Source organism: Arthrobacter arabinosi (genome assembly GCF_054511115.1).
This window is the reverse complement of the sequence record NZ_JBTNDF010000003.1, coordinates 194,287-217,235: the sequence shown is the minus strand read 5'-3', so window position 1 is coordinate 217,235 and position 22,949 is coordinate 194,287. Positions and strand designations below refer to the sequence as shown.

26 protein-coding genes and 1 tRNA gene are annotated in these 22,949 nt (G+C 66.1%); 15 read left to right on the top strand and 12 right to left on the bottom strand.

Features of this window, described 5'->3' with window-relative positions; translation table 11 throughout:
* Positions 1-88 precede the first annotated feature (88 nt).
* From ACX80P_RS08950 to ACX80P_RS08930, 5 genes are all read left to right on the top strand, one after another.
* On the top strand, positions 89-484 hold the full coding sequence (locus ACX80P_RS08950; protein WP_459277721.1) for a DUF6941 family protein: 396 nt from the start codon (positions 89-91) through the stop codon (positions 482-484).
* Positions 484-711 carry a DUF4258 domain-containing protein gene (locus ACX80P_RS08945; RefSeq protein ID WP_459277720.1) on the top strand — a complete coding sequence of 76 codons (228 nt, stop codon included), beginning with the start codon at positions 484-486 and terminating at the stop codon, positions 709-711. Before ACX80P_RS08950 ends, ACX80P_RS08945 begins: the two co-directional genes overlap by 1 nt.
* A gap of 20 nt (positions 712-731) precedes the next feature.
* The gene (locus ACX80P_RS08940) at positions 732-1,058 is read left to right on the top strand and encodes a DUF2283 domain-containing protein (RefSeq protein WP_459277719.1); all 327 of its coding nucleotides are present in this window, start codon (positions 732-734) and stop codon (positions 1,056-1,058) included.
* A 662-nt stretch (positions 1,059-1,720) separates the two neighbouring features.
* A complete protein-coding gene (locus tag ACX80P_RS08935; protein WP_459277718.1) occupies positions 1,721-2,656 on the top strand; it encodes a tyrosine-type recombinase/integrase in 936 nt (311 codons plus the stop codon).
* Positions 2,657-2,736: 80 nt separating this feature from the next.
* Entirely contained in the window at positions 2,737-3,069 is a 333-nt protein-coding gene (locus tag ACX80P_RS08930; protein WP_459278186.1) for a histone-like nucleoid-structuring protein Lsr2, read from the top strand.
* A gap of 126 nt (positions 3,070-3,195) precedes the next feature.
* Here ACX80P_RS08930 and ACX80P_RS08925 read toward each other — a convergent pair whose 3' ends face one another.
* Positions 3,196-4,680, bottom strand: coding sequence for a hypothetical protein (locus ACX80P_RS08925; RefSeq protein ID WP_459277717.1), 1,485 nt, complete (start codon positions 4,678-4,680; stop codon positions 3,196-3,198).
* A 174-nt stretch (positions 4,681-4,854) separates the two neighbouring features.
* Positions 4,855-5,511, bottom strand: coding sequence for an HNH endonuclease family protein (locus ACX80P_RS08920; protein WP_459277716.1), 657 nt, complete (start codon positions 5,509-5,511; stop codon positions 4,855-4,857).
* 509 nt (positions 5,512-6,020) lie between these two features.
* On the opposite strand from ACX80P_RS08920, the gene ACX80P_RS08915 reads away from it, so the two are divergent.
* The gene (locus tag ACX80P_RS08915) at positions 6,021-6,389 is read left to right on the top strand and encodes a hypothetical protein (protein ID WP_459277715.1); all 369 of its coding nucleotides are present in this window, start codon (positions 6,021-6,023) and stop codon (positions 6,387-6,389) included.
* A gap of 72 nt (positions 6,390-6,461) precedes the next feature.
* Here the strand turns inward: ACX80P_RS08915 and ACX80P_RS08910 are convergent, their stop codons facing one another.
* The 3 genes from ACX80P_RS08910 to ACX80P_RS08900 all read right to left on the bottom strand — a co-directional run bounded on the left by ACX80P_RS08910 (position 6,462) and on the right by ACX80P_RS08900 (position 7,849).
* Complete coding sequence (locus ACX80P_RS08910; RefSeq protein WP_459277714.1) at positions 6,462-6,767, bottom strand: hypothetical protein; 306 nt, start codon at positions 6,765-6,767, stop codon at positions 6,462-6,464.
* 2 nt (positions 6,768-6,769) lie between these two features.
* Positions 6,770-7,192 carry a hypothetical protein gene (locus tag ACX80P_RS08905; protein WP_459277713.1) on the bottom strand — a complete coding sequence of 141 codons (423 nt, stop codon included), beginning with the start codon at positions 7,190-7,192 and terminating at the stop codon, positions 6,770-6,772.
* Positions 7,193-7,360: 168 nt separating this feature from the next.
* Complete coding sequence (locus ACX80P_RS08900; protein WP_104051037.1) at positions 7,361-7,849, bottom strand: YajQ family cyclic di-GMP-binding protein; 489 nt, start codon at positions 7,847-7,849, stop codon at positions 7,361-7,363.
* 155 nt (positions 7,850-8,004) lie between these two features.
* Here ACX80P_RS08900 and ACX80P_RS08895 point away from each other — a divergent pair, with 155 nt between their 5' ends.
* The 4 genes from ACX80P_RS08895 to ACX80P_RS08880 all read left to right on the top strand — a co-directional run bounded on the left by ACX80P_RS08895 (position 8,005) and on the right by ACX80P_RS08880 (position 12,034).
* Positions 8,005-8,280 carry a hypothetical protein gene (locus ACX80P_RS08895; protein WP_459277712.1) on the top strand — a complete coding sequence of 92 codons (276 nt, stop codon included), beginning with the start codon at positions 8,005-8,007 and terminating at the stop codon, positions 8,278-8,280.
* An 89-nt stretch (positions 8,281-8,369) separates the two neighbouring features.
* A tRNA-Tyr gene (locus tag ACX80P_RS08890) sits at positions 8,370-8,451 on the top strand.
* A 381-nt stretch (positions 8,452-8,832) separates the two neighbouring features.
* Positions 8,833-10,926, top strand: a complete 2,094-nt coding sequence (locus ACX80P_RS08885) for an acyltransferase family protein (RefSeq protein ID WP_459278185.1) — start codon at positions 8,833-8,835, stop codon at positions 10,924-10,926.
* Positions 10,927-10,981: 55 nt separating this feature from the next.
* Positions 10,982-12,034, top strand: coding sequence for an acyltransferase family protein (locus ACX80P_RS08880; protein ID WP_459277711.1), 1,053 nt, complete (start codon positions 10,982-10,984; stop codon positions 12,032-12,034).
* Here the strand turns inward: ACX80P_RS08880 and ACX80P_RS08875 are convergent.
* The gene (locus ACX80P_RS08875) at positions 12,018-12,485 is read right to left on the bottom strand and encodes a DUF6314 family protein (RefSeq protein WP_459277710.1); all 468 of its coding nucleotides are present in this window, start codon (positions 12,483-12,485) and stop codon (positions 12,018-12,020) included. The two genes, ACX80P_RS08880 and ACX80P_RS08875, sit on opposite strands and share 17 nt — an antisense overlap.
* A 100-nt stretch (positions 12,486-12,585) precedes the next feature.
* On the opposite strand from ACX80P_RS08875, the gene ACX80P_RS08870 reads away from it, so the two are divergent.
* Positions 12,586-13,026 (top strand): MarR family winged helix-turn-helix transcriptional regulator, encoded by a 441-nt coding sequence (locus ACX80P_RS08870; protein ID WP_459277709.1) that lies wholly within the window; start codon positions 12,586-12,588, stop codon positions 13,024-13,026.
* Positions 13,027-13,044: 18 nt separating this feature from the next.
* Here the strand turns inward: ACX80P_RS08870 and ACX80P_RS08865 are convergent, their stop codons facing one another.
* Positions 13,045-13,479 carry a DUF1810 domain-containing protein gene (locus ACX80P_RS08865; RefSeq protein WP_459277708.1) on the bottom strand — a complete coding sequence of 145 codons (435 nt, stop codon included), beginning with the start codon at positions 13,477-13,479 and terminating at the stop codon, positions 13,045-13,047.
* An 86-nt stretch (positions 13,480-13,565) separates the two neighbouring features.
* Between ACX80P_RS08865 and trxA the strand changes: the two genes are divergently transcribed.
* Positions 13,566-13,955 carry a thioredoxin gene (trxA, locus tag ACX80P_RS08860; RefSeq protein ID WP_459277707.1) on the top strand — a complete coding sequence of 130 codons (390 nt, stop codon included), beginning with the start codon at positions 13,566-13,568 and terminating at the stop codon, positions 13,953-13,955.
* Between the two features lie 74 nt (positions 13,956-14,029).
* On the opposite strand, the gene ACX80P_RS08855 is transcribed toward trxA, so the two are convergent.
* Together ACX80P_RS08855 and ACX80P_RS08850 are read right to left on the bottom strand one after the other, a co-directional pair.
* Positions 14,030-14,317 carry a putative quinol monooxygenase gene (locus ACX80P_RS08855; RefSeq protein ID WP_459277706.1) on the bottom strand — a complete coding sequence of 96 codons (288 nt, stop codon included), beginning with the start codon at positions 14,315-14,317 and terminating at the stop codon, positions 14,030-14,032.
* A gap of 65 nt (positions 14,318-14,382) precedes the next feature.
* A complete protein-coding gene (locus ACX80P_RS08850) occupies positions 14,383-15,357 on the bottom strand; it encodes a DNA-3-methyladenine glycosylase family protein (RefSeq protein WP_459277705.1) in 975 nt (324 codons plus the stop codon).
* A gap of 124 nt (positions 15,358-15,481) precedes the next feature.
* Here ACX80P_RS08850 and ACX80P_RS08845 point away from each other — a divergent pair, with 124 nt between their 5' ends.
* From ACX80P_RS08845 to ACX80P_RS08835, 3 genes are all read left to right on the top strand, one after another.
* Positions 15,482-16,759, top strand: coding sequence for a CapA family protein (locus tag ACX80P_RS08845; RefSeq protein ID WP_459277704.1), 1,278 nt, complete (start codon positions 15,482-15,484; stop codon positions 16,757-16,759).
* 72 nt (positions 16,760-16,831) lie between these two features.
* The gene (locus tag ACX80P_RS08840; protein ID WP_459277703.1) at positions 16,832-18,208 is read left to right on the top strand and encodes a cystathionine beta-synthase; all 1,377 of its coding nucleotides are present in this window, start codon (positions 16,832-16,834) and stop codon (positions 18,206-18,208) included.
* Between the two features lie 21 nt (positions 18,209-18,229).
* Positions 18,230-19,393 (top strand): cystathionine gamma-synthase, encoded by a 1,164-nt coding sequence (locus ACX80P_RS08835; protein ID WP_459277702.1) that lies wholly within the window; start codon positions 18,230-18,232, stop codon positions 19,391-19,393.
* A gap of 71 nt (positions 19,394-19,464) precedes the next feature.
* Here the strand turns inward: ACX80P_RS08835 and ACX80P_RS08830 are convergent, their stop codons facing one another.
* The 3 genes from ACX80P_RS08830 to ACX80P_RS08820 form a co-directional block, all read right to left on the bottom strand.
* Positions 19,465-21,021 carry a sulfatase-like hydrolase/transferase gene (locus tag ACX80P_RS08830; RefSeq protein ID WP_459277701.1) on the bottom strand — a complete coding sequence of 519 codons (1,557 nt, stop codon included), beginning with the start codon at positions 21,019-21,021 and terminating at the stop codon, positions 19,465-19,467.
* A gap of 295 nt (positions 21,022-21,316) precedes the next feature.
* Positions 21,317-21,724 (bottom strand): hypothetical protein, encoded by a 408-nt coding sequence (locus ACX80P_RS08825; RefSeq protein ID WP_459277700.1) that lies wholly within the window; start codon positions 21,722-21,724, stop codon positions 21,317-21,319.
* Positions 21,725-21,731: 7 nt separating this feature from the next.
* Positions 21,732-22,931, bottom strand: coding sequence for an amidohydrolase (locus ACX80P_RS08820; protein ID WP_459277699.1), 1,200 nt, complete (start codon positions 22,929-22,931; stop codon positions 21,732-21,734).
* Positions 22,932-22,949: the final 18 nt, after the last annotated feature.

Sequence of the window (22,949 nt, the reverse complement as noted above, 5' to 3'; positions counted from 1 at the left end):
GGCGGCAGCATGCTTGGCGAGTACTGCGAGTGGGCCCTCGTGCCTGCGCCCTTGAGGTCCGCGCGGAGGCTCACTGTAAGCTTCGGGTATGGCAGATCTTGACTACGCGTTCCTTGCCGAGTTCGCGAAGGTGGAGGGCAATAAGTTGACGGCAGTGGGGGCAAGCTACACCCATGTCCAAGTGCCGAGCCTTCCTTCGCAGCATCTTGTATACGTCGCCGGGCGCATCCGGGCACCCGAGGGAAGTGACGCCCCTCAAGTGACTATCCGCTACGTGTCAGCAGACGAGGCAGTAGAGATAGCTCTCGAGGCATCGCTAACGGTCGAGCATGCTCGCCCATACGCTGGCAGGATCGGGCTCACCTTCGCCATGGGCTTCGGGGTGCCGCTCTCGGCGGAGGGGCTTCACAACGTGTACATCCAGCTGGATGGAACAGATGTGCGTCATCTAGCGTTTACTGTTGTACAAGGCGAAGATGGCTAGTGGACCTGTTCATCAGCTACCACGCACGCAACCGCATGCGTCAGCGAGGCATCTCAGAAGACGACATTCGCGAAGCGCTAGCGAACTATCACACATCACAACCAGGTCAGTCGGCTCCAATTTGTTACATCGGAACCCTGCAGGACGGGCGTCAGCTGCAGGTATGTTTGTCTGACACGCTAGGAACGCCGGGCACCATACAGGTTGTAACTGCCTTTTTCAGGTAGCAGTGGCAAGAGGAGAAACGATGAAGGATTTTCGGATCAGGGTCGAGGTCGACCACGATGCAGATGCGGCTTACATTGCGCTTAGCGACGGAGTTGTCGCGAATACTGTGGAAATCGCTGAGCACATAATGCTCGATCTTGATGAGTATCGCGTAGTCGTCGGTATCGAGGTGATTCGTCTCGCTGCGCAGATACCGTTCAGCCAACTGAGCACGGAATATCATGTGCGGTCTGAAGTTCTAGAAGAACTGCGTAGAATTCAACCGAGCATTTCCGGCTTCCTTTCTGTGACGTCTGGTACCGACAGTACATTGAAGTCGGGCGATCGCTGGCTAACTGCCGCATAAGAATTAATAGGAGGCCTCACCCTTTAGGGGTGGGGCCTTTTTTCAATTGATCATTCCCGGATGACAAGTAGACTCGGTTTATAGCGCTTTAGGGGCGGTTCTATTGGGCAGCCAACCCTGGATTCACTTGACCCGCCAGTCACAGTTGGTGCGCTGTCGTCTCCGCATCCACTGGACTACCAGCGGTGATCGATGCCGGTTGCGTCGTTTCCACCGCTTTCAGCGGATTTATTACCAGTGATGACTCCGTAGGCGCCGTAGTAGAGCTCGAACACCTGAGGGGTGGTTGAGGAGTGTCGGACACTCCTGGCTGCCGCGGAATCTAAGCAATTCGTGGTTGGTGGTGGGTGGCAGCAGTAGGCGGTTTGCGGACGTCTTGCGGACTTTACGCGCACTAGGAGGTTGCCGGAGTAGCCGAGGCTTGCCGCGTAACAAAGCAAAGCTAGGAGCTTTGTGGCGGTGTGCACCGCTGGTGCAGGTTCTCATACGGCTGAGCGGGCCTCTGGGAAACGGACTGCCCAGAGATGTGCAGTTTCATCGCGAATGTGTGAAGTGCAACCTGCAGCGTTGCCTCGAAGGCCAGGCGTAATGCGGGTTAGCCAGTGGTGTGACTCCCCGTCGTCAGCGAGACGATGCTCCCTCATTCGATACATTGAGGAAGCATGAAAAAGAACAAGACGGCGACCCTCAGGGACCTGCTGGAGAAGCACATCGAGCTACGCACTGCGGTTGGTGGATACAGCCTCACCCGTTACGCCCAAAGCCTGGACCTGCACTTCGACGGGGACGCCGGTAGGACTCGAGTGAAGGACATCGACTTCGAGTGGGTTGTGACCTGGATCCACTCCATGAGCGCCAAGGGCCTTGCCCCCAAAACCGTGCGGAACTACTTCGGCTTCCTGTCCGCTGCGTTCAAGACAGCGATCCGTTTGGGATGGCGAAGGGATAACCCCTGCCATGGGGTACGACTTCCAGGTTCAAGTAGCATCGAAGCGCCTGTCCGTATCATCAGTAGGGATGAGTGGGGCCGGATCGTCGGCCACATAGATCCTCACTACCTGCTGTTCTTCGAGTTCCTTAGGGTGACCGGTATGCGGCTTGGGGAGGCGACGGCCCTCCGCGGAAGCGACTTCGAGTATGCCGGCGAGACTGTTTTGGTGAACGTGTCAAAGGCATGGAAGCGCGACGGGCAAGGCGGTCGGGTGGTCGGTCCTCCCAAGACTGCCAGTTCAAAAAGGAAAGTCGCCTTAAACTCATCAATGGCAGGAAAAATGGCTCCACTTGTCGGGGCAGCCGGTGAGAGCCTTGTGTTCCTCAACAAGGTCGAGCGCCCAATTCAGTCGTCCGCCATCCACAAACACTGGGGCCCAGCATGTCTAGCTGCCGGGTTCACGGAGGCCAACAAGCCAAGGATTCACGACATCCGGCACACCAGCTCGAGCATGTTCCTCCAGGCTGGCGCTGACATGCACTCACTGTCCCGCAGGCTGGGCCATAAAGACATCAAAATGACTGTCAACGTCTACGGGCACCTCATGCCGGAAGAACACCGCAGAATGGCCGAAATAGCCGATGCAATCTTCAACCGGTCGACCTGACTTTGTGCCTATCTACCGTCAGCCTGTAACGTCGACGGGAATGGGGGCTTAGAAACCCGATGACTTAGGAGTTTGTTTTGGTGCAGCGTGTACAGGTGCAGTTGGTTGATGACCTCAATGACGAGGAAGCTCAGGAGACCGTTCGATTCGGCTTTGAGGGCACGAAGTATGAGATAGACCTGACGACGGAGAACGCTGAGAAGCTGCGATCGGTCTTGGCTGAGTACGCGGAGAAGGGCCGGAAGGTTAGCGGCGGGAAGCGCAGCCAGGGTGGCGCGAAGTCGTCGAGCCGCAACAAGCGTGAGGACACTCAGCAGATCCGTCAGTGGGCTCAGGGCAACGGGTACAACCCTAACTCCCGGGGACGCATCACCCAGACGATCATCGACGCTTACAACGAAGCGAACAACTAACGCTCACGCACGCCGGAAGTGACGAAGGGCAGGATCGCGATTGGCGGTCCTGCCCTTTGCTCGTATTGCCGCTGATGAATTTTTCAGCCCTTATCGCCCTTTATCCCATCACGTCATTCGGTTCAGCTACCTAATCGGGTAAGTTGCAGCAGAAGCTTTGGTAACTGTTGTATATCCCGGCCGGCTGGCCGTTACGCGGATAGTGAGCTGCTTGCCCCGGTCCGCAGCTGTTAGTCGGTAGCTGCTTCCGGTGGCTCCGGAAATCACCGTCCCTGAGCGGTACCACTGCCTTTTCAGGGTCATGCCAGATACGTACCCGGATACGGATGATGAAAGCGTTGAACCGACGGTGGTGGTTCCCTTGATCACCGGAGTGCCGAGGGCGATTGCACCAGGGGCGGTGGCGGAGGTGAAAGCGCTGTAGGCACTCGTCGGGAAGTAGGCCGGATGGGAGCCGGCCACGCGCACCCTGAGGTTTTTGCCGAGGTCCGCGGCCACTGGTTTGTAGGTCTTCGCTGTGGCACCTGTGATCGCGGCTGTTCCCCGATACCACTGGTAGGCGACGGAGGTCCCGGAGGGCCATGACCCGTTTGATGCGGTCAGGGTGGAACCAACACGAACGGTGCCAGTGATCGCTGGGCGTGTCCTGACGGTCCACACTGTTCGGAGGACAGGATAGTCACCGGGACCGTAGGACAGCAGGATGGGATGGTAGGCACCGCTCGGATGCGTCTGCGTGACCTGCATGGTCAGCTTTTTCCCGACATCCCCGGGGGTGGGGGTGTAGGTCGTCGTTGTCGCTCCGGGAATCGCAGTTGCGCCGATGAACCACTGGTAGGTGTAATTCCAAGGTGTCTGGATGTCGACGGTTGCGCTGACTGGCTTTCCGACTTCTGGGATTGTGTTGAGACTGAGGTTGTAGCTCGGTGGGACGCTGGCCTTGCCGATAAGGACGGGCGCGGACCGGTAAGGGCCGTCGATCCGGTAGTCGCTATTGAAGTAGCCCTCGAGTACCGCGGTGACCTGCGCTGTGACGTTCTTCCCGTAGTGCGCCGCGGTCAGCTCGAACGACGCCGACCGGGAGATGAGAACCCCGTCGGCGTACCAGAAGTATGAGATCCGTGTACCCGCAGGCCAGCTGCCCGATACCGAGACAGTCAGAATTCCGTGTGCTGCCGCTGTGCCCGTCACGGTCACCGTCCGCGGCCCGAAGTCGCCGGGCCAGACCGTAGTGGTAGGTTCCGACACCCGGGTCCGCGTGGTTCCGTCAGGCCATGTGCCAGTAACCTCAACCCGCAATTCGTCGTTCGAGAAAGAACGGTCGGGACTGTACGTGGGAGAAGTGGCACCGTCGATGGGCACCGCAACTTCGTCCCACTGCGATGTCGTGTTGAAGGTCCACTGATAGGACAGCGCGACCGGCGAAGGCTCCCAGAGGCCGGGGTCGACCGTGAGGGTGTGGCCCACCTGATTCTTACCCTCGATGACCGGGATGGATGACCTGTACGCGTCATCTTCTGTTCCGACGGTCGCAGTTTCATCGCTTACCGTCTGGGAATTCGCGAGTGCTGGTGCTGGAAAAGTGCTCGCGGCGAGAATCAGGGCGCCCATTCCTGCTGTGATTCGCCAAGACGCCCCTCTCGTCCGCGAAGGTAGGCCACGGCTTTGTGGCGCAGTTAACCGGTCGGGATCCCCCGCAGTTTCAGCACCTTCGCCGGTCGAAAAAATCATAACTTCCTCACTAGGAAGGCACCCCACCAGGCGCCGATACATAGTCGATTTCGGTCAGTATTTGGTGATTGTCAGATTGACTGCCGGGCACGAATCAGCGAGACGCACCAGGGCTGCCTTCTCGCGCGAATCGACGGTCATCCCCCACCGCGCTTTCACCGTGACCCACTGAGCGACATAGGAGCAACGGTTAAGGGGTGGCAGCCAGTCCTCGGGGCCCTTTGCCTGCTTCTGCTGGTTCAGCAGGGTGGTCTGGGCATTGAGGGTGCCGGCATACCCGATGTCGTTGAAGAACGCGACACGACGGGCCTGCGTCCAAGCCCTTCCCCCTGACCCCCAGACCTCGGCGACGGGAACGGTGTGGTCGATCTGCACAGTGGACGCGGAGGTGTGGATCTTGTTGTCCCAGGAGGTGATCCAGCGACCCGACGCGACGGTGCATCGGCGGGTCGTGGTGTAGGTCAGAGCGGCCTTCGTCTCGGTGACGAGGACCTCGGCCCGGGTGTTCTGGCAGTCCCCGTCAAAGTCCTTCCAATCACCGAAATAGCGATAACGGTCGTAGCCGACGTTGTTCTCGACGGCGACAGGCAGAGCGCGTGCTGCGGCCCGGAGATTGGTTGTATAGGTGACGCCGGCTTCAGCCGGAGCGGCAATGCCGGTGAAGAGGAGCCCGGCGGTCAGGACAGCGATGAGCCCCGATGTGATTTTCATGTGTACCCCGAAAGTGATGTGCGTCCCCCATGGACGCCAAAGGGAGTCTGTCAGCCGGCAACGCTGATTAGCTGTTCTTGAAGAAACTGTCGGGAAAACCTGAGGAACGCGCAGCCCTATATGCCTAGGCGTGGCTGACAACGAAACGCCCCGCCATCCGAAGATGACGGGGCGCTCTCTTGTCTCGTTGGCCGGGGAGCCAACACCACTCGTCGGGCACAAGTCGGGGAACGAGGCGCCCAACACTCGGCGCGCCTATATTACCAGCGAGTAACTGCGCTAAGCCGATCCTTATACCGGTGGGGGAGCCGGTCGTCGAGCTTTCGCCGGCGGACGACGTCGGCGCGGATCCACGCGTGTCGGGCCATCGAGTACTCGACCTACTGCACCCGCACGAGCTCTCAGACCGTCCCGCCCTGGCTGGCACGGCATCCCACCCTGACAGGCATGTTCGGAATGGTGCTCCGCAGCACCGACGACCCAGCACCCGAACGGGGGATAGGAGTGCAATGATTTCCGGTATGACTTCCGAAAACAATCGTCAATTCCTCCGTGTCGTGCATGAATTCGAGGTAGAAATAACTGACCGCACCACCGCCCAGGCCTACACGATGGCTCTTGGTCTCCGCGAGGATGGCACCGAAGTGTTGTTCACCGCGCAACCCGGGGAACGGGCGATCCTCAGTGCATTGCAGAAGATTCTTGCCACATCGCTATACGAGCAACAGGATGAGGCAGGCTTCAAACTGGGCTTTAGTTCTCTGCAGCCTCGGCTGCCCGACGGCAACGGATCGTGGGACACGTTCGTATTGGCGGCCGTGCCCATGAAGCGAGGTGACGGGACCTACGACCCTTCGGTAATGCCCGGGAACGGCTAGTCGCTTTCTCGACTCCTGCGCTAGCAACGCAGAAGGCGCCCCACCCTCGCGAGAGAAGGGTGGGGCGCTTCTCTATGTGAGCTCGTGGCGTCCGGGTGGGTTCCCGTCGGGGGACAGGAACGCGAGGTGCTTGCGTGTCCATTCGACGACCCCGGGGACCGCGAGGATCCGGGTGACCAGTGCGGTGAGTGCGATCGCCGCGATCAGGATCCCGTTGAGGGCCACGTACAGCCACTCGGGGACGATCGCCGTGTTCTCGGTCAGCCAGCCCATGCAGGTAGCGAGGATGCCGTTGAGGAGCGGAAAGAGGGCGACGGCCGCGGCGAAACCGGTGCGGGCGGTGGCCCGCCAGGGGTGGGAGACCTGAGTCGTTTCCATGGTCAGCCCTCCGCCTCGTCCTTCATGGTCACGACGGTGACTTTCTCTTCGGTGACACTGCCGACCGCGGCGAGGACGCCGCGCCGGGTTGCTTCCTCGATGCTGGCCAGTAGTTTCGCCTGATCGAAGGACTCCCCGCCGGCGACGGCTGCGAGTGCGCCGACCAGCCCATCGACCTTCGCGTTCGGCGCCGCGAACCCGTTGTTCACGTTCGTGTCGACGTAGCCCAGAATCGTCCCCGCGCTGCGGGAGACCCCAGTGGGCAAAACGATCTGTTCCTGCCAGGCGGTACGCTTCGCTGCGGCTTCGGTGTCGCGCAGAATCTGCCAAGCGTCGCGCTTGTCGCTGCCCTTGTAAGTCCACGGCGTTCGGCCCTCATCGCGACTGGATGCGACGTCGTCACGGTGCAGCGGGCCCTGGGGCATGCGCAGGCCTCTATCACGTTGAACACCTACGGCCACCTGTGGCCGACTGCCGAGGACAAGACAAGAACCGCGGCTGCGGGGTTGATGTCCCTAGTCCTCGGCAATCCTGCGGACTCTGTGCGGACTGAGGCCTTATAGACCCGCTCTGACTAGTCCTTATGCCTCAGGTCAGCGCATGTTCACGAACTGCAGGTCGGCCTCGTCGAAGTTCTTCAGGAGGGCCATGGTGGCCTGCAGGTCGTCGCGGGACTTGGAGCTGACGCGCAGTTCGTCACCCTGGATCTGCGACTTGACGCCCTTGGGTCCCTCGTCGCGGATCAGCTTGTTGATCTTCTTTGCGATGTCCTGGGCGATGCCCTCCTTGATGGAGGTCTCGAGGCGGAACTCCTTGCCCGAGGGGAAGGGCTCGCCGGTGTCGAGGGACTTCAGGGAGATGCCGCGCTTGATCATCTTGGACTGCAGGACATCGAGCACCGCGAGGACGCGTTCCTCCGAGTTCGCCTTCATGAGGATCTTCTCGCCGCTGAAGTCCACCTCCGCGCCGACCCCCTTGAAGTCGTACCGCTGCGCGATCTCCTTCTGCGCCTGGTTCAGCGCGTTGGCGACCTCCTGCTTGTCCACTTTGCTTACGACGTCGAACGTGGATTCACTCGCCACGATGCCTCCTCGGGGTGGTTGGGTTCCTTGCCCTAAAGCCTATCCGCAACCCTGCCGGGCGGCGCCTCACAGCGGGCGCCCAGGCCTCGCAGGGGGCGGGCACACGCTCGGCTGGCAGCGTGGGCACGGGCTACCGCACCCGAAGGAGCACCGCCATGACCGAGACACCTCGCCGTCGCTACCGTGTCCGACTCCGCAGGGCCATGGCAGGGTCCTTCCTCGCCGCGGCCACGGCGGGGGCGCTCACAGGGGTGGGGGCCGCGCCGGCGCTCGCCGCCCCGGCATCGGTGGTCGCCCCCACGTCCGCCCAGGAGCGCCTAGCGGGAGTCCGGGCAGACCTCGACAACGCCGTCCTGCTGCGCCTCGTCACGCCGGAGCAGGCCGGCGGTTTCTACGCGCAGATCGAGCGCCGCGTGGCGGCGGGTCTCTAGCGTCCGGAGCCGATTCGTCACCCGGGCCGTTTGTGGGTAAAGTTGTCTTGCCCGCGCTTGCTGCGGGCGGTCTTCCTGCGAAGACGTTCGGCAGATTACCCGAGCGGCCAAAGGGGGCTGACTGTAAATCAGCTGGCAACGCCTACGGGGGTTCGAATCCCTCATCTGCCACAGCAAGGAGAGGCCGGTACTTCCGCTAGAAATAGCGGAAGTGCCGGCTTTCTTGGTCCTGGGTCCGCGCGCTCCAGGGTGACATCTCATCTCCGTTCCGGGACCGGCCGGCTCCGAGGATCTTCTCGGAAGCATCGGCCGATGCGGCAAATCATGGGGTAGTCCCAGCTTCTGGCGTGAGTGATGAGCGCGCATCACGGCGCGAGCGCGCGAAGTGTCACGCCTGCACTGCTGGCAGTTCCGCTTGTGACAAGATGTTCGGCGGTCGGAGCGCAGCGTCCAGGAGGGCGCGATGCACGCCGTTGCAGGGCTATGAGATGCACGCCGTTGCAGGGCTATGAGAGGACACAAGTGAGGGACGACGTTCTGGATTCAACCAGCATGCGAGGCGGGGGAATCGGGGCAGGCTCACCTGTGGTCGAGCATCGTCGTCACGCCCCGTTCGAAGCCCCGAACCACCCACCCTCGTCGAGCGGTCGGAAGGAACGATTCCGGCCGGAAGTCCAGGGACTTCGTGCGCTTGCAGTGCTCATGGTCGTCACCTACCACATCTGGTTCGACCGGGTGTCAGGTGGCGTCGACATCTTCCTGTTGATCTCAGCATTCCTCATGACGTCGACGTTCGTGCGGAAGGCGGACAGCGGTACACCCTTCGATCTGCTCCGGCATTGGGTGCACCTGTTCAAGCGTCTGCTTCCTGCCGTCGCCGTGGTACTTCTCGGCACCATCATGGCGACCCTCCTCCTACTGCCAAGAGCCCGGTGGGGTGCAGTGCTCGAGCAGTCCTGGGCATCGTTGTTCTACTTCCAGAACTGGCTGCTGGCAGCCCAGTCCGTTGACTACTATGCAGAAACAAGCTTCGCCAGTCCGCTTCAACACTTCTGGTCGCTGTCGATCCAGGGTCAGGTCTTCGTACTTTGGCCACTGCTCTTCCTGGCCGCGAATCTTGCTGCGAAAGCACTGCACCTCCAATTCCGTCTGGTGGCAGGCCTCGTCTTCGGGTGCATCTTCGTCTTCTCACTCGCTTTCTCCATCTACGAGACGGGCGCGAACCAGGGCTACGCCTACTTCGACACTCGCACACGACTGTGGGAGTTCGCGCTCGGTACGTTGCTGGCCCTGCTGCTGCCATATCTGCGACTCCCTCGGGGCGCAGCCGTTCTGGCGGGATGGATCGGGCTGGTCGGCATGCTGAGCGCTGGGTATGTTCTGGACGTCGAGGGGGAATTCCCCGGCTTCGTTGCCCTTTGGCCACTTGCCTCCGCCGCCCTGATCATTGCCGCCGGGCGGACGAGGAGTCGCATCGCAGTGGACCGGTTCCTGTCCTGGGGTCCCCTGGTGAAAACGGGTGACCTCTCGTACGCCCTTTATCTCTGGCACTGGCCCGTTCTCGTCATCTACCTGGCTTATCGCGGACGCGACGCCGTCGGACCGGTCGGCGGCCTCGCAATCATCGTGCTCTCCGTCATGCTCGCCTACATCACCACCCGCTTCCTCGAACGTCCCATACGCGACTCGCCGAAGATCGAGAACAGTCGAGGACGCAGCCTGGCGGTGATCACGGTCTGCATCACACTCGTGGCTACCTCCGTTGCTGGTGTACAGCAGGTCATGCGGGCACAGGCCCTGGCGCTCGTCGCGCAGTCGGATACCCAGAATCCTGGCGCCTACTCCCTCATGGCCGGCTTCAGGGACCGTTCCACGGGCGACTCGCCTCCTCTTCCAGATCCGGGGAGCCTCGGTAAGGAGTGGGGAAGTCTGCCGGAGAAGTGCGAGGGGGCGCATGCTCCTGAATTCTCCGAAGCGCTGGTTAAGGGGTGTTCTTTCAAAGCCGCGCCGGACGGCGACCCGACAAAGACGATCCTCGTCATCGGTGACTCGCACGCGGAGCAGTGGTTGGAGCCCATCGAGCTGATGGCCGAGGGCAACGGTTATCAGGTGACTTCCTTGCTGCTCGGTGGCTGCAATTACGGCACGACCAGTGAGTCCCGCTCGGCGGGGTGCAATAGCTTCAATGAGGCCGCGACGGCCTACGCCCTGAAGATGAACCCTGACGTCGTCTTCACGATGGCAACCAAATCGGACAAGCAAAGCAACGATGAACGCGCCGTCGAGGGCCTCGCCGCAGCGAGTTCGATACTCGGCGAGGCAGGTATCCGCGTCGTCGGTATCCGTGACAATCCGAGGTTCCCCTACAACATGATGCGCTGCCTCGAAGAGCACGGGGAGGAAGGGCCGGAGTGCAGCGTGCCGCTGAGCGAGAAGCTTGCCGAGACGGCGCCGGTGCCCATGACGGACGAGGCAGGCGGAGCCCTGCGGATCATGGACATGACGGACCTCATCTGCCCAGAAGGTCTCTGCAACCCGATCATCGGTAATGTCTACGTCTACCTGGACGACAATCACTTGACGACCACCTATACCAAGACGACGTTGCCTGAGTTCGAGAAGCGCTTTCACGAGGCGCTGATCTAACACATCGACGGGCCGGGCAATCCCTCCCGCGGCGGTCGACGAACTCCCCGTACACATGCCTACAGTGGGAACCCGACGGCGGAGGATCACCATCAGCACCCAGGCCCGGATCGGATGGCTGGACAGCCTGCGCGGCGCCGCCATCCTCCTCGTCGTCCTGCTCCACGCGGGTGAGGCTCTCAGGATGGCGGTCGGTCCGACGCCGGGAGTGGACCAGCTCAACCTCTTCCTCGAGCCGTTCCGCATGCCCGTGCTGATGTTCCTCTCCGGGATCCTGCTGCCGCGGTCGGTGGCCAAGCCGGCCCGCGCCTACTTCGCCGGCAAGGTGTCCCTCGTGGCGTGGCCTTACCTGCTGTGGTCGCTGATCATCCTCACCGCGACCGGGGGCCTCAGCGCCGGTGCCGTCGCGGAGATCGCCTACCTCTCGCCGACCTACCTCTGGTACCTGTGGTTCATCCTCGTCTTCTACGCCGTGGCGTACCCCCTGCGTCGCCTCCCGCCGCTCGCCGTCGCCGGGGCATGCGTGGCCGCTTCCGTCGTGATGCCCGACGGTGGCCGCCCGGGGACGATGGCGTTCCTCGGGGCGTTCTTCTTCTTCGGCGCCTGGTGCGCGCAGCACGCGCGGATGGTCGAGCGGGCCGTCGGCAGGCCCTGGGTGCTGGTGCTGGCGGCCGCCTCGGCGCTCACCGTGGGCGTCCTGAACGCGGCCGGCAGGGACGTGCTCTACCGGGGGGAGTTCGCGTGGGGCGTGGTGGGGGCGCTCGGGGTCGTGTGCTGGCTGTTCCCCCGACTCGGCGGCACTCGCGCGACGGCGGCCCTCGAATTCGTCGGGCGCTACTCGATCGTGTTCTACGTGGTGCACCTCGGACCCATCATGGGCATCCTCGCCCTCGCCGACGCCGTCGGGCTCGCCGGGACCTGGCTGCTGCCGCTCCTGCTCGCGGCCGGCGTCGGGGCGCCGCTGGGCCTGGCATGGATGTACTCGACGAGGAAGCACGCATCGGTGAACCTGCTGTTCGAGCTGCCTGCCCTCAAGCGGCGCCCGGGCGAGGCGGCGTCCGGCGGACGACGCTCCCGAGCGAAGACCGCGCTCAGTCCCGACGCGTGAGCGTGGTGGTCAGCAGGAGGTCCTTCGCGGGCCCGGTCACGTCCCACGCATAGCGCACGGTGTCCACCGAGGGCACCGTGAAGTCCACCCGGTAGGTGTCGGGGGAGCAGGGGTGCTCATCGCGCGCATGCCCGTGGGTCAGGTCGAGGCGGCACAGCACGCGTCCGTCCGGGAACGTGATGACCATCCCGGCGTCGTCGGGGTCGATGCGGTAGGAGCGGGACGCCGGCCCATGGTAGGAGGCCCAGCTGAACGTGCCCTCCTCGTCCCAGCGCAGGCCCCCGCCGTCGGGCGTGAAGGTCGTGGTGCCGGTGAAGGTGCCCGTCGTGCCGCCGGCGCGGTCCAGCACGGTCCGCTGTGTCGTCCACGCTCCGGCGAGGAAGGCGACGGGATCGTCGACGCCGGTCAGGCCGGCGGCAGGGGACACGGGACACTGCGCATCCTGCTGCATGGTCCCCCTCCGATCGGCCTCTGCTCCGACACACGCTAGTGCGGCACCGGCCGGCGCGCATCTTGGTCCTGGCAACGAATGAATGTTAGGCTGCCTAACTATGAGCCCCGAACAGCCGGACCCGCAACTGCTGGCCCTCGCGCAGTCCTTCCGCACAACGCTGCGCCACACCGTCTACCTGAGCCGCTCCATGGACAGCGACAGCGACATCTCGGCGATGCAGATGAGCACCCTCGGCATGGCGGCCGACGCCCCGCTCCGCGTGAGCCGGGTCGCCGCCAACCTCGGCATCCGCGTCCCGTCGGCGACCGAGCAGATCATCAAGCTCGAACAGGCGGGCCTCGTCAGCCGTCAGCCGGACCCGACCGACTCGCGCGCCGTCCTGGTGCAGCTCACCGAGCAGGGCCGCGCAGCCTGGGAGGAGGCCAGCCGGCGCCGCAACGCGCGGGTCGCAGCCCTGCTCGGCGGGCTCGACGACGACGAACGGGCCACCCTCGCAGCCGCCCTGCCCATCATCCGGAGGATCAACCACACCCTCTAGCAGCAGGGCCCGGCGGCGTCAGCCGCGGAGGATCGACGTCGTCCCCTGATCCTCGACCCCGCCGTAGTAGCGGTCCAGCACAGCCCTGAACCAGGGCTCCTGCGGCGCGGCCAGGTCGAAGAGCGTCATCGAGGACTGCAGCTTGCGGGCATCGATCCCGCCGAAGACCGCGACGGGGTCGCTGCCGTCGAGTCCGAGGAGGGCGTGGACGCTCTCCATCAGCCGGGGTCCGAGCACGGGATGCGACAGGTACGCCTCGGCCTCGTCGAGGGACGCGATGGCGTACCGGACCGCCGTCGGGCTGCTCCCGAGCCCCGCGATCTGCGGGAAGACGAACCACATCCAGTGGCTCGCCTTCCGGCCCCGGGTCAGCTCGGCCAGGGCCTGCGCATAGGTGCCCTGGGCGTCCTGCGCCTCCACGAAGCGGGCCAGGTCATAGGGGTCGTCGGTCACTCGTGCCTCCATCGATCGGGACTGCGGATTCTTCATCGGTAGCGAACACACCTGACACGGCTGCCCGTGGTCGCTAGCGTTGAAGGATGTCGACAATCAATATCACCGAGGCAAGCTTCCCCGAAACCATCGAGGGCAACGACATCGTGTTCGTTGACTTCTGGGCGGACTGGTGCGGCCCGTGCAAGCAGTTCGCCCCCGTGTACGACGCCGTGTCGCAGCAGCACGAGGACGTCACCTTCGCGAAGGTGGACACCGAGGCCGAGCAGTCGCTCGCCGCCGCCGCCGGTATCACCTCCATCCCCACGCTGATGGCGTTCCGCGACAAGGTGCTCGTCTTCTCCCAGCCGGGAGCCCTGAACGCGACCCAGTTCGGCGAGCTCGTCGACGCCGTGAAGGGCCTGGACATGAAGGCCGTGCACGAGCAGATCGCCCAGCAGCAGGCTGCAGGGACCCCGGCGGCCGACGCCGAGTAGGCGACCCCGGAACCAGGAAAGCCCCGCATTCCTTCGAGTGCGGGGCTTTCCCGTGCTCCGGTGCAACGACCGGATCAGGCCCGGTCCGAGCGGACGACCTCCGGCGGCCGGGCCAGCAGCGCGCTCAGTGATTCGCCGAGGTCCTGGATCGCGGGACCGCGCAGGTGCTGGTCGAGGAGCTCGGTGGACTCCCACTGCTCCGTGAGGACGATGCGGTCCTCTCCGGACTCCGTGATCTCGTAGCGGATGCAGCCGGGTTCCTCCACCACCTGTTCGATGGCGATACCGAGGGCGAGCTTCACGCGGAAGGACTCGCCGTCGAGCGGGGTGAATACTGCGGTGACATCTACAGGCTGGGTCATCCTCCAACCCTAGCGGCGGCCCGCCCGTCCGCCGCATCGTGGCGCGGCGGCCGCCCGTTCCGCGCTCAGCGCCGGCGGTGGTCCTCGGGGGAGAGCCGCGGGCCGAAGGTCGGTTTGCGGAACCCGCTGGCGTAGAGCGAGCGGACCACGCGCTGGCGCTGGCCCTTCCACGGCCTGAGGAGTTCGATCATGCCGGCGTCGTCCGTGCGCCGGCCGGTGAGCGCCGCGCCCACATAGGCGGCCAGGTGGAAGTCGCCCACCGAGATGGAATCGGGGCACCCGTGCGTCCGCTGCACCACCTCGGCAGCCGTCCACACACCGATCCCGGAGATGGACCGGAGCCCTGTGCGGACGGCGTCGCCTCCCGGCAGGGACGCCAGGCGCTCCAGTCCGGTCGCGACGAGGGCCACCTTGAGGACGGTGGACGAACGCTGGGCGTCGACGCCGGCCTTGTGCCAGTCCCAGGACGGGACGCGGCGCCACTGCTCGGCGGTCGGGGGGAGGCGGAGAGCGGCCGGCGCGGCGTCGCCGGCTCCCGGTGCGGCGTCCCCGTACCGGACGAGCAGGTAGCGCCAGGCGCGCTTGGCCTCCATGCCGGTCACCCTCTGCTCGAGGACGGCCCGCGCGACCGTGTCGAGCATGCGTCCCGACGACGGCAGGCGCAGCCCGGGGTTCAGGTACCGGCCCTTGCGGGCGAGATGGGGCAGGGTGGCGCGGAACTCGGCGGCGTCGAATGCGCTCCAGTCGTCGTCGGCGCCGAGCAGGCTGGGGACGGACGCGAGCGCACGGGCAGCCCCGGGCCCCCACGCCGTGGCCTGGATACGGCTGTCGTTCAGGGACCCGCGCTGGCGCAGGGCCAGCGTGACCGGTCCGTCGGCGGTCCGGAACGCGAGCCAGTGGTCGGCGCCCTGCACGATGAACGACGGGTCGTGCGGACCGCACTGCAGGGGTCCGATCGTCCGCGCCAGGTTGTACGGGCCGTCCGGCACCCACTCCGTCGCCTCCGCGCCGGACGGCACGACGGCGGGGGCGATTGTCATGCATCCATGGTGTCACGTACCCGCACCGTCCGGCGCCCCGACCCCGTGTCAGGCCGTCCAAGTCGTGCCCACATCCTGCGGGAGTAGCATCGGCATTCGGTGGAATCGTCGTGAGGAACAGCGGATGACTGAGGCGCGGAGGGATCGGGCGAGGATGACCTCCCCGCGCGTGCCCGGCGCGCGCCGCGCGACGGGCACCCTGGTGCGCCTCGTCGTCCTCCTGTGGGTGGTCCTGCTGTGCGGCGGGTGCACGGTGGGCGGATCCGGGAACGTGGCGGGGGCGCCGCAACCGACGGCTTCGGACCGCGCGTCGACGACGCCCCTGCCATCGTCGTCGCCCTCGTCGCCTCCCGCAGCCTGCGAGGACTGCGAGAGGATCGTCCTGACGGGGGACCTGTTGGTGCATCCCCAGCTGTGGGAGCAGGCCGCGGAGGATGCCGCGGTGACGGGCAGTCCTCCCCTCGATTTCGAGCCGCTCCTCGAGGGCCAGCGCCCCTACCTTGCGGACGCCACGCTGGGGATCTGCCATCTCGAGACGCCGGTCGCCGATGCGGATGGACCGTTCTCGGGCTACCCGCAGTTCAACGTCCCGCCGCAGATCGTCACCGCAGCGAAGGACGTCGGCTACGATGCCTGCACCACTGCCAGCAACCACTCCCTGGACGGGAGCCCGGAGGGCGTCGAGCGGACGCTGGCGGCCCTGGATGCGGCGGGCCTCGACCATACCGGTTCCTACGCCAGCGCTGCGGACGCGGGGGAGATCCTGATCCTCGAGGGACCGGAGGCGAAGGTGGCGGTCATCGAAGCCACCTATGGCCTGAACGGGCTCGTGCAGGACCGGCCGTGGCGGGTGGACCTGCTCGACGCGCCGACGATGATCGCCAAGGCCAGGGCCGCCAGGGCCGTGGGAGCCGACATCGTGGTCGCGGCACTGCACGCCGGCGACGAATACGCCTCGGTCCCGAACGCCCAGCAGACGGAGGTCGCGCACGCGCTCGCCGACAGCGGCCAGGTGGACCTCATCTACGGACACCACACCCACTCGGTCCTGCCCATCGAGAAGTACAACGGCACATGGATCGTCTACGGGCTGGGGAACGGGGTGACCGAGCTGTCACCGGTCCACGAGGTCAACAACGAGGGGCTCATGGTCCGGGCCCGCTTCAGCCGCGACGACGGCGGCAGCTGGTCGGTCTCCGGGCTCGACTGGCTGCCGTCCCTGATCGTCGCCGAACCCTATCGCTGGTGTTCCCTCGCAACCGACCGGCCCGTCGGCGCCTGCTCGTCCCGCGAGCACGAGGAAGCCGTCCGGGAACGCACCCGGAGCGTGGTCGAATCCCTCGGCGCAGCCGAGGACGGAGCCCGCCGGTGGGAACTCTCCGCCGAGGGCGCGGGGCGTTAGGACGTCCCCGCGGCGTCCCGCGGCGTAACAGCCGCGCGAGGGTTGGCCGAGTCAGCCGGTAGCGTTGTCGTCATGAAGTACGCCAATTCCATCGTCGACCTGATCGGCAACACCCCGCTGGTCAGGCTCAATTCCGTCACCCACGGCATCAAGGCCACCGTCCTCGCGAAGGTCGAATACCTCAATCCCGGAGGGTCGGTGAAGGACCGCATCGCGGCGAAGATCATCGACGCCGCGGAGGCCGAGGGCAGGATCAAGCCCGGCGGCACCATCGTCGAGCCGACCTCCGGCAACACCGGCGTCGGTCTTGCGCTCGTCGCCCAGCAGCGCGGCTACAAGTGCGTGTTCGTCGTCCCCGACAAGGTGGGCGAGGACAAGCGCAACGTCCTGAAGGCGTACGGCGCGGAGGTCGTGGTCACTCCCACCGCGGTGGCCCCCGACAGCCCGCAGTCCTACTACGGCGTCTCCGACCGCCTCGTCCGCGAGATCCCGGGCGCGTACAAGCCCGACCAGTTCTCCAACCCCAACGGTCCGCTCAGCCACTACGAGACCACCGGCCCCGAGATCTGGAACGACACCGACGGCAGACTGACGCACTTCGTCACCGGCGTCGGCACCGGCGGGACCATCACCGGCACCGGCCGGTACCTCAAGGAGGTCTCCGCCGACCGCGAGGGCGGGCCCGTCCGCATCATCGGCGCCGACCCGGACGGCTCCATCTACTCCGGCGGCACGGGCCGTCCCTACTTCGTCGAGGGCGTCGGCGAGGACATGTGGCCGGACTCCTACGATCCGTCCGTGCCGGACGAGATCCACGGCGTCACCGACGCCGAGAGCTTCGAGATGACCCGGCGCCTCGCCCGCGAGGAGGGCCTGCTCGTGGGCGGCTCGTGCGGCATGGCCGTCGTCGCGGCACTGCGCGTCGCGAAGGACCTGACGGAGGACGACGTCGTCGTGGTCCTCCTGCCCGACGGCGGCCGCGGTTACCTCGGCAAGATCTTCAACGACGACTGGATGAAGTCCTACGGCTTCATGGACAGCGGCGAGGGCGCGAGCGTCGGGGAGGTGCTGCGCGCCAAGAGCGGCGCCATGCCGGACCTCGTGCACACGCACCCCGCCGAGACGGTCCGTGACGTCATCGCCATCATGGACGAGTACGGCGTGTCCAGCATGCCCGTGCTGTCGCAGGAGCCGCCCGTCAAGATGGGCGAGGTCCTCGGCTCCGTGGACGAGCGGTCCCTGACGGCGAAGATCTTCCACGGCGAGGCGAAGCTGACGGACGACATCGCGCAGCACATGGACGCGAAGCTGCCGCTCATCGGGTCCCTCGAATCCGTCGGGACGGCCCGCGAGAGGCTCCAGGACAGCGACACGCTGATGGTGACCTTCGTCGGGTCGCCGGTGGGAATTCTTACGCGGCACGACTTGCTGACATACATGAGCAAGTAACCCCCGAACTCCAGGAGCATCGTGACGCACTCTGACGCCCAGGGCTTCAACACCCGGGCCATCCACGCGGGCCAGACCCCCGACCCGACCACCGGAGCGGTGATCCCGCCCCTGTACCAGACCACCACGTTCGCGCAGGACGGCATCGGCAAGCTGCGCAACGGCTACGAGTACGGCCGCGGCACCAACCCCACGCGGGACTCGCTGCAGGTCCAGCTCGCGGCCCTGGAAGGGGGCAGGCACGCCTTCAGCTTCTCCTCCGGCCTCGCCGCCGAGGACGCCCTGATCCGCGCCGCGCTGCGCCCGGGCGACCACATCGTGCTCGGCAACGACGCCTACGGCGGCACCTACCGTTTGATCGACCGCGTCCTGTCCCAGTGGGGCATCACCAACACGGCCGTGGACATGGCTGACGGTGCTGCGGTCCAGGCAGCGATCGCCGCGAACAACACGAAGATGGTGTGGGTCGAGACGCCGTCGAACCCGATGATGAAGATCACCGACATCGCCGCGACGGCGCAGCTCGCGCACGGGGCCGGTGCCCTGCTCGTCGTCGACAACACGTTCGCCTCGCCCTACCTGCAGCAGCCGCTCACGTTCGGCGCCGACGTCGTCGTGCATTCGACCACCAAGTACATCGGCGGGCACTCCGATGCCAGCGGCGGGGCCGTCGTCGTCAACGACGACGCACTCGCCGAGAAGGTCGGCTTCGTGCAGTTCGCCGTCGGCGCGGTCTCCGCGCCGATGGAGGCCTGGCTGACCACGCGCGGCCTCAAGACCCTCGGCGTCCGGATGGACCGCCACTCCTCGAACGCCATGGCGATCGCGCGCTGGCTGCAGGAGCAGGACGAGGTGGAGCGCGTGTTCTATCCCGGGCTGCCGGAGCACGCCGGTCACGACCTCGCCGCGGCCCAGATGAAGGACTTCGGCGGCATGATCTCCGTGACCTTCAGGGGCGGGGCGGACGCCGCGAAGAAGGTGGCCGAGTCCACGCACGTGTTCACGCTCGCGGAGTCCCTCGGCGGCATCGAGTCGCTCATGAACTACCCGAGCGACATGACGCACGCCTCCGTCAAGGGAACCGAACTCGCCGTGCCCGAGAACCTCATCCGGCTGTCGGTCGGCATCGAGGATCTCGAGGACCTCATCGGCGACCTCGGGCAGGCCATCTCGGTCCTGCGCTAGGACCTGACGCGAAAGGCCCCTCCCTCGGGAGGGGCCTTTCGTGTGTCCGGTGCGCGGTCCAGGCGGTCCTGCTACGGGGCGGCGTCGTCCGCCCACCACGCCTTCTCGTAGAACGCCGCGGAGCGCGAGTCCAGCAGTTCGACGTAGGAACCCGGCTCGATGGCCTGCGCCGAACCGTCCGGCACCGTCGGGGCGAAGGCGGACACACCGAGCCCGGCCTGCCGGTCCGCCAGGGTCAGGCCCGCAGCCTCGAGGATCGTCGGGAAGAGGTTCAGCTGGTCCACCCGGGGACGGAGTGCGTTGTCGCCGTCGTCGCCCGGCACCCGGATCCGGTTGAAGATGGTCCGGTCCGGGTGGTCGTCCAGCTGCGCGTGGAAGTCGTCGTTGGCGTTCATGTGCTTGAGGTGGTCGCCCATGATCACCACCGCGGTGTCGTCGAGGTAGCCCTTCTCCGCCATGTGGTCCACGAATCCGGCCACCTCGGTCATGGAGCAGGAGAACACCGAGGTGAGCTCGTTCTGGGTGTCCACGGGGCAGTAGTCGAAGACGTGCACGGGCTCGTGGGTGTCCAGCGTCAGGACGGTCAGGTTGAACGGCTCACCGGTCCGCTCCGCGTCCGCGTGCAGGGCGTCGACCTCCTCCCTGGCATGGGCCAGAAGGCGCTGGTCTCCCAGGCCCCAGTCGCTGCGGAAGCTCGTGGCTGCTTCGCCGGCGGCGCGCCAGTCGGCGAGGTCCTTCACCTCGGAGTAGCCGTGGTCGCGGAGGAACGTCTCCTTCGCCGCGAAGGCCGCATTGGCGCCGCCCAGGAACACGCTGGTGTAGCCGTGATCCTCCAGGACGTCGCCGAGGCAGGGGGTCCCGCCCAGGTAGGTGTCGGCGCCGTCGCCGAGCTCGTTGGGGGAGCTGCTGTCCGAGGCAGGGCTGCCGCCCTTCAGGGGGATGCCGCACTGGGTCGAGACCAGACCGGCCATGGTCCAGCCCCCGCCCCGGTACTGCTGGAGGTCGTCGATACTCCGCCAGCCGTCGGCGGCCTTCGTCGCTTCCTTCAAGTCGCTGAAGGCGTCCTTCTCGAAGAGCCGGTCGTCCTCGAGGGTGGCCTCGCCCGACTCCAGGTAGATCAGCACCAGGTTGCGCTTCTGCCCGTCGCCGGTGACGACCGGGTCCACGTGGTAGTCACCGAGGTCGTACTCGGAGTTCGCGGCCTTGATGTAGTCGCCCATGCCCACGGCGCTGCTGAACGCGGTGGCGCCGCCGACAGCCACTGCGGCCACCAGGACCGCGGAGACGGTACGGCCGACCCACGGGGAGAGCCGGGCATGAGCTGCGCCCCCCGCACGGAGGCGCGTGCGGCGCCGGGAGTGCCGCCACAGGGCGATCCCGACAGTGATGAGCAGGGGCAGGACGCCGACGGTGACGATGCCCGTCCAGACCAGTGAGCCGCCCCCGCCGTCGGTCTCCACCGAGACGAGGTTGAGGAGCATCTGGTTGACGGAGATCTCGCCCCACTGGAAGCGGATGCCGACGCCGGCGATGAGCAGTGCCAGCCCGGCCCAGAGCAGCGCGTAGGACAGGACGCGGCCCATGACGACGCCGACCCGTCGGGCCACGTGAAGGATCGGGTCGGACATGCACTACCTCGCGTTCCAGATGCCCGCGTCTTCGCCGCACACCCTTGACATCGCACCCGTTCTCGGGTCCAGAGAATCCTAGTACCCTCACGCTGCGCGTTCAACATCTGTTCACGCGGGGTTGAGGGACCGTTCAGGGGATTCCTGTGCTCCGACCGCGGGCTGCCGTCCGGCGGGGTGGCTTCGCGCACGCGTTCCCCTCCGGCCGAGGCCGGACTGCGGCGTGTCGCACAAGGCCGCGCACTTCGGCACGGAGACCCGTGCACGGGCGCGCGGCCGCCTCGCATCCCCCGACCTACCGGGCGCCCGGGAACCGGCGCTTCTTCGGCTGCGTCAGCTGGAAGTAGTCGCTGCTCTGCGGCAGCCACATGAGCAGCACCGCGACGAGCATCGCCCCGGCGACGAGCGACAGTCCCGGTGTCCCGCGGACCACGATCGGCAGGCCCGCGATGATCCCGAGGGTGCTCAGCAGTTCGCGTGCGCTCCTCCTGCCCCGGAGCAGCGGGAGCAGGAGGAGCAGCTGCAGGACGGCGATCGCCCCGAAGAGCGCGCCGAGCCCGATGAACCCGGCCCGGTCGAGACCCTGTACCGCCGCCGACGTGATGAAGGTGCCGGCGGCGACGAGGAGCAGGACCGCGATCACGAGCCACAGCACGACGGCGGCGCGCAGGGTCAACGGCCGGGGCGGCAGCGGCTTCCCCACGGGGGTCCTAGCCCCGCGGGGCGACGGTGCCGGTGAAGGTCCCGGTGTCGTAGGAGTAGACCTCGGTGCCGCCGATCCAGACCTGCAGCGCGCGCTGCATGACGTCGAGCGGGTCGCCGCTCCACAGCACGAGGTCGGCGTCCTTGCCCACGGCGAGCGAGCCGAGGCGGTCGGCCAGCCCCAGGACCTTCGCCGGGTTGATGGTGATGGAGCGCAGGGCCGTCTCGCGGTCGAGGCCCTCCTTGACGGCCAGCGTCGCCTGGTGCACGAGGAAGTTGATCGGGATGACCGGGTGGTCGGTGATGATCGAGATCTCGACGCCGGCCCTCGCGAGCTTGCCGGGGTTGGCGATCGACCGGCCGCGCAGCTCCACCTTGGACTTCGTGGTGAACAGCGGGCCGATCAGCACGGGGGTGCCGCGCTCGGCCAGGACGTCGCCGAGCAGGTGCGCCTCGGTCCCGTGGTCCAGGACGAGGTCGTACCCGAACTCGTCGGCGATCCGGAGCGCGGTGGCGATGTCGTCGGCCCGGTGGGCGTGCTGGCGCCACGGGATCTCGCGGCGCAGCACCATGGCGAGCGCCTCCATGTGCGGGTCGCGTGCGTTCTCGTCGGCCTTGCCCATGTAGTTCTGGGCCTTCATGAACGCCTCGCGGATGACGAGCGCGGTCCCGAGCCGCGTCGACGGTGTCTTGTCCTTGCCCCCGTACACGCGCTTGGGGTTCTCGCCGAGCGCCGACTTCAGGCCGCTGGGGGAGCGCAGCACCATCTCCTCGAGGTACCGGCCGTGCGTGTGGAGGGCCACGGCGAGCCCGCCGATCGGGTTGCCGGACCCCGGGTTCACGTTCACGGTCGTCACGCCGCCGGCGAGGGCGTCGTCGAACCCCGGGTCGAAGGGGTTGATCGCGTCGATCGCACGGACGCCCGCGGTGTTCGGGTTGGTCATCTCGTTGGTGTCGTCGCCCGCGGAGCCCTCGCCCTCCTCATGCGTCCCCAGGTGCACGTGGGCGTCGACGAAGCCGGGCAGCAGCCACTTGCCGCCCGCGTCGAGGACGGTCGCGCCGTCGGGCACGGGGACGGACGCACCGAGAGCCGTGATGCGGCCGCCCTCGACGACGACCGTGCCGTCGAAGGGCTCGCCGTCGATCGGGACGACGTGCGCGTTGGTGATGGCGGTGAGGGAGGCGGTGTTTCCGCTGGAGTGCGACATCGGGGGGAGACCTTTCAC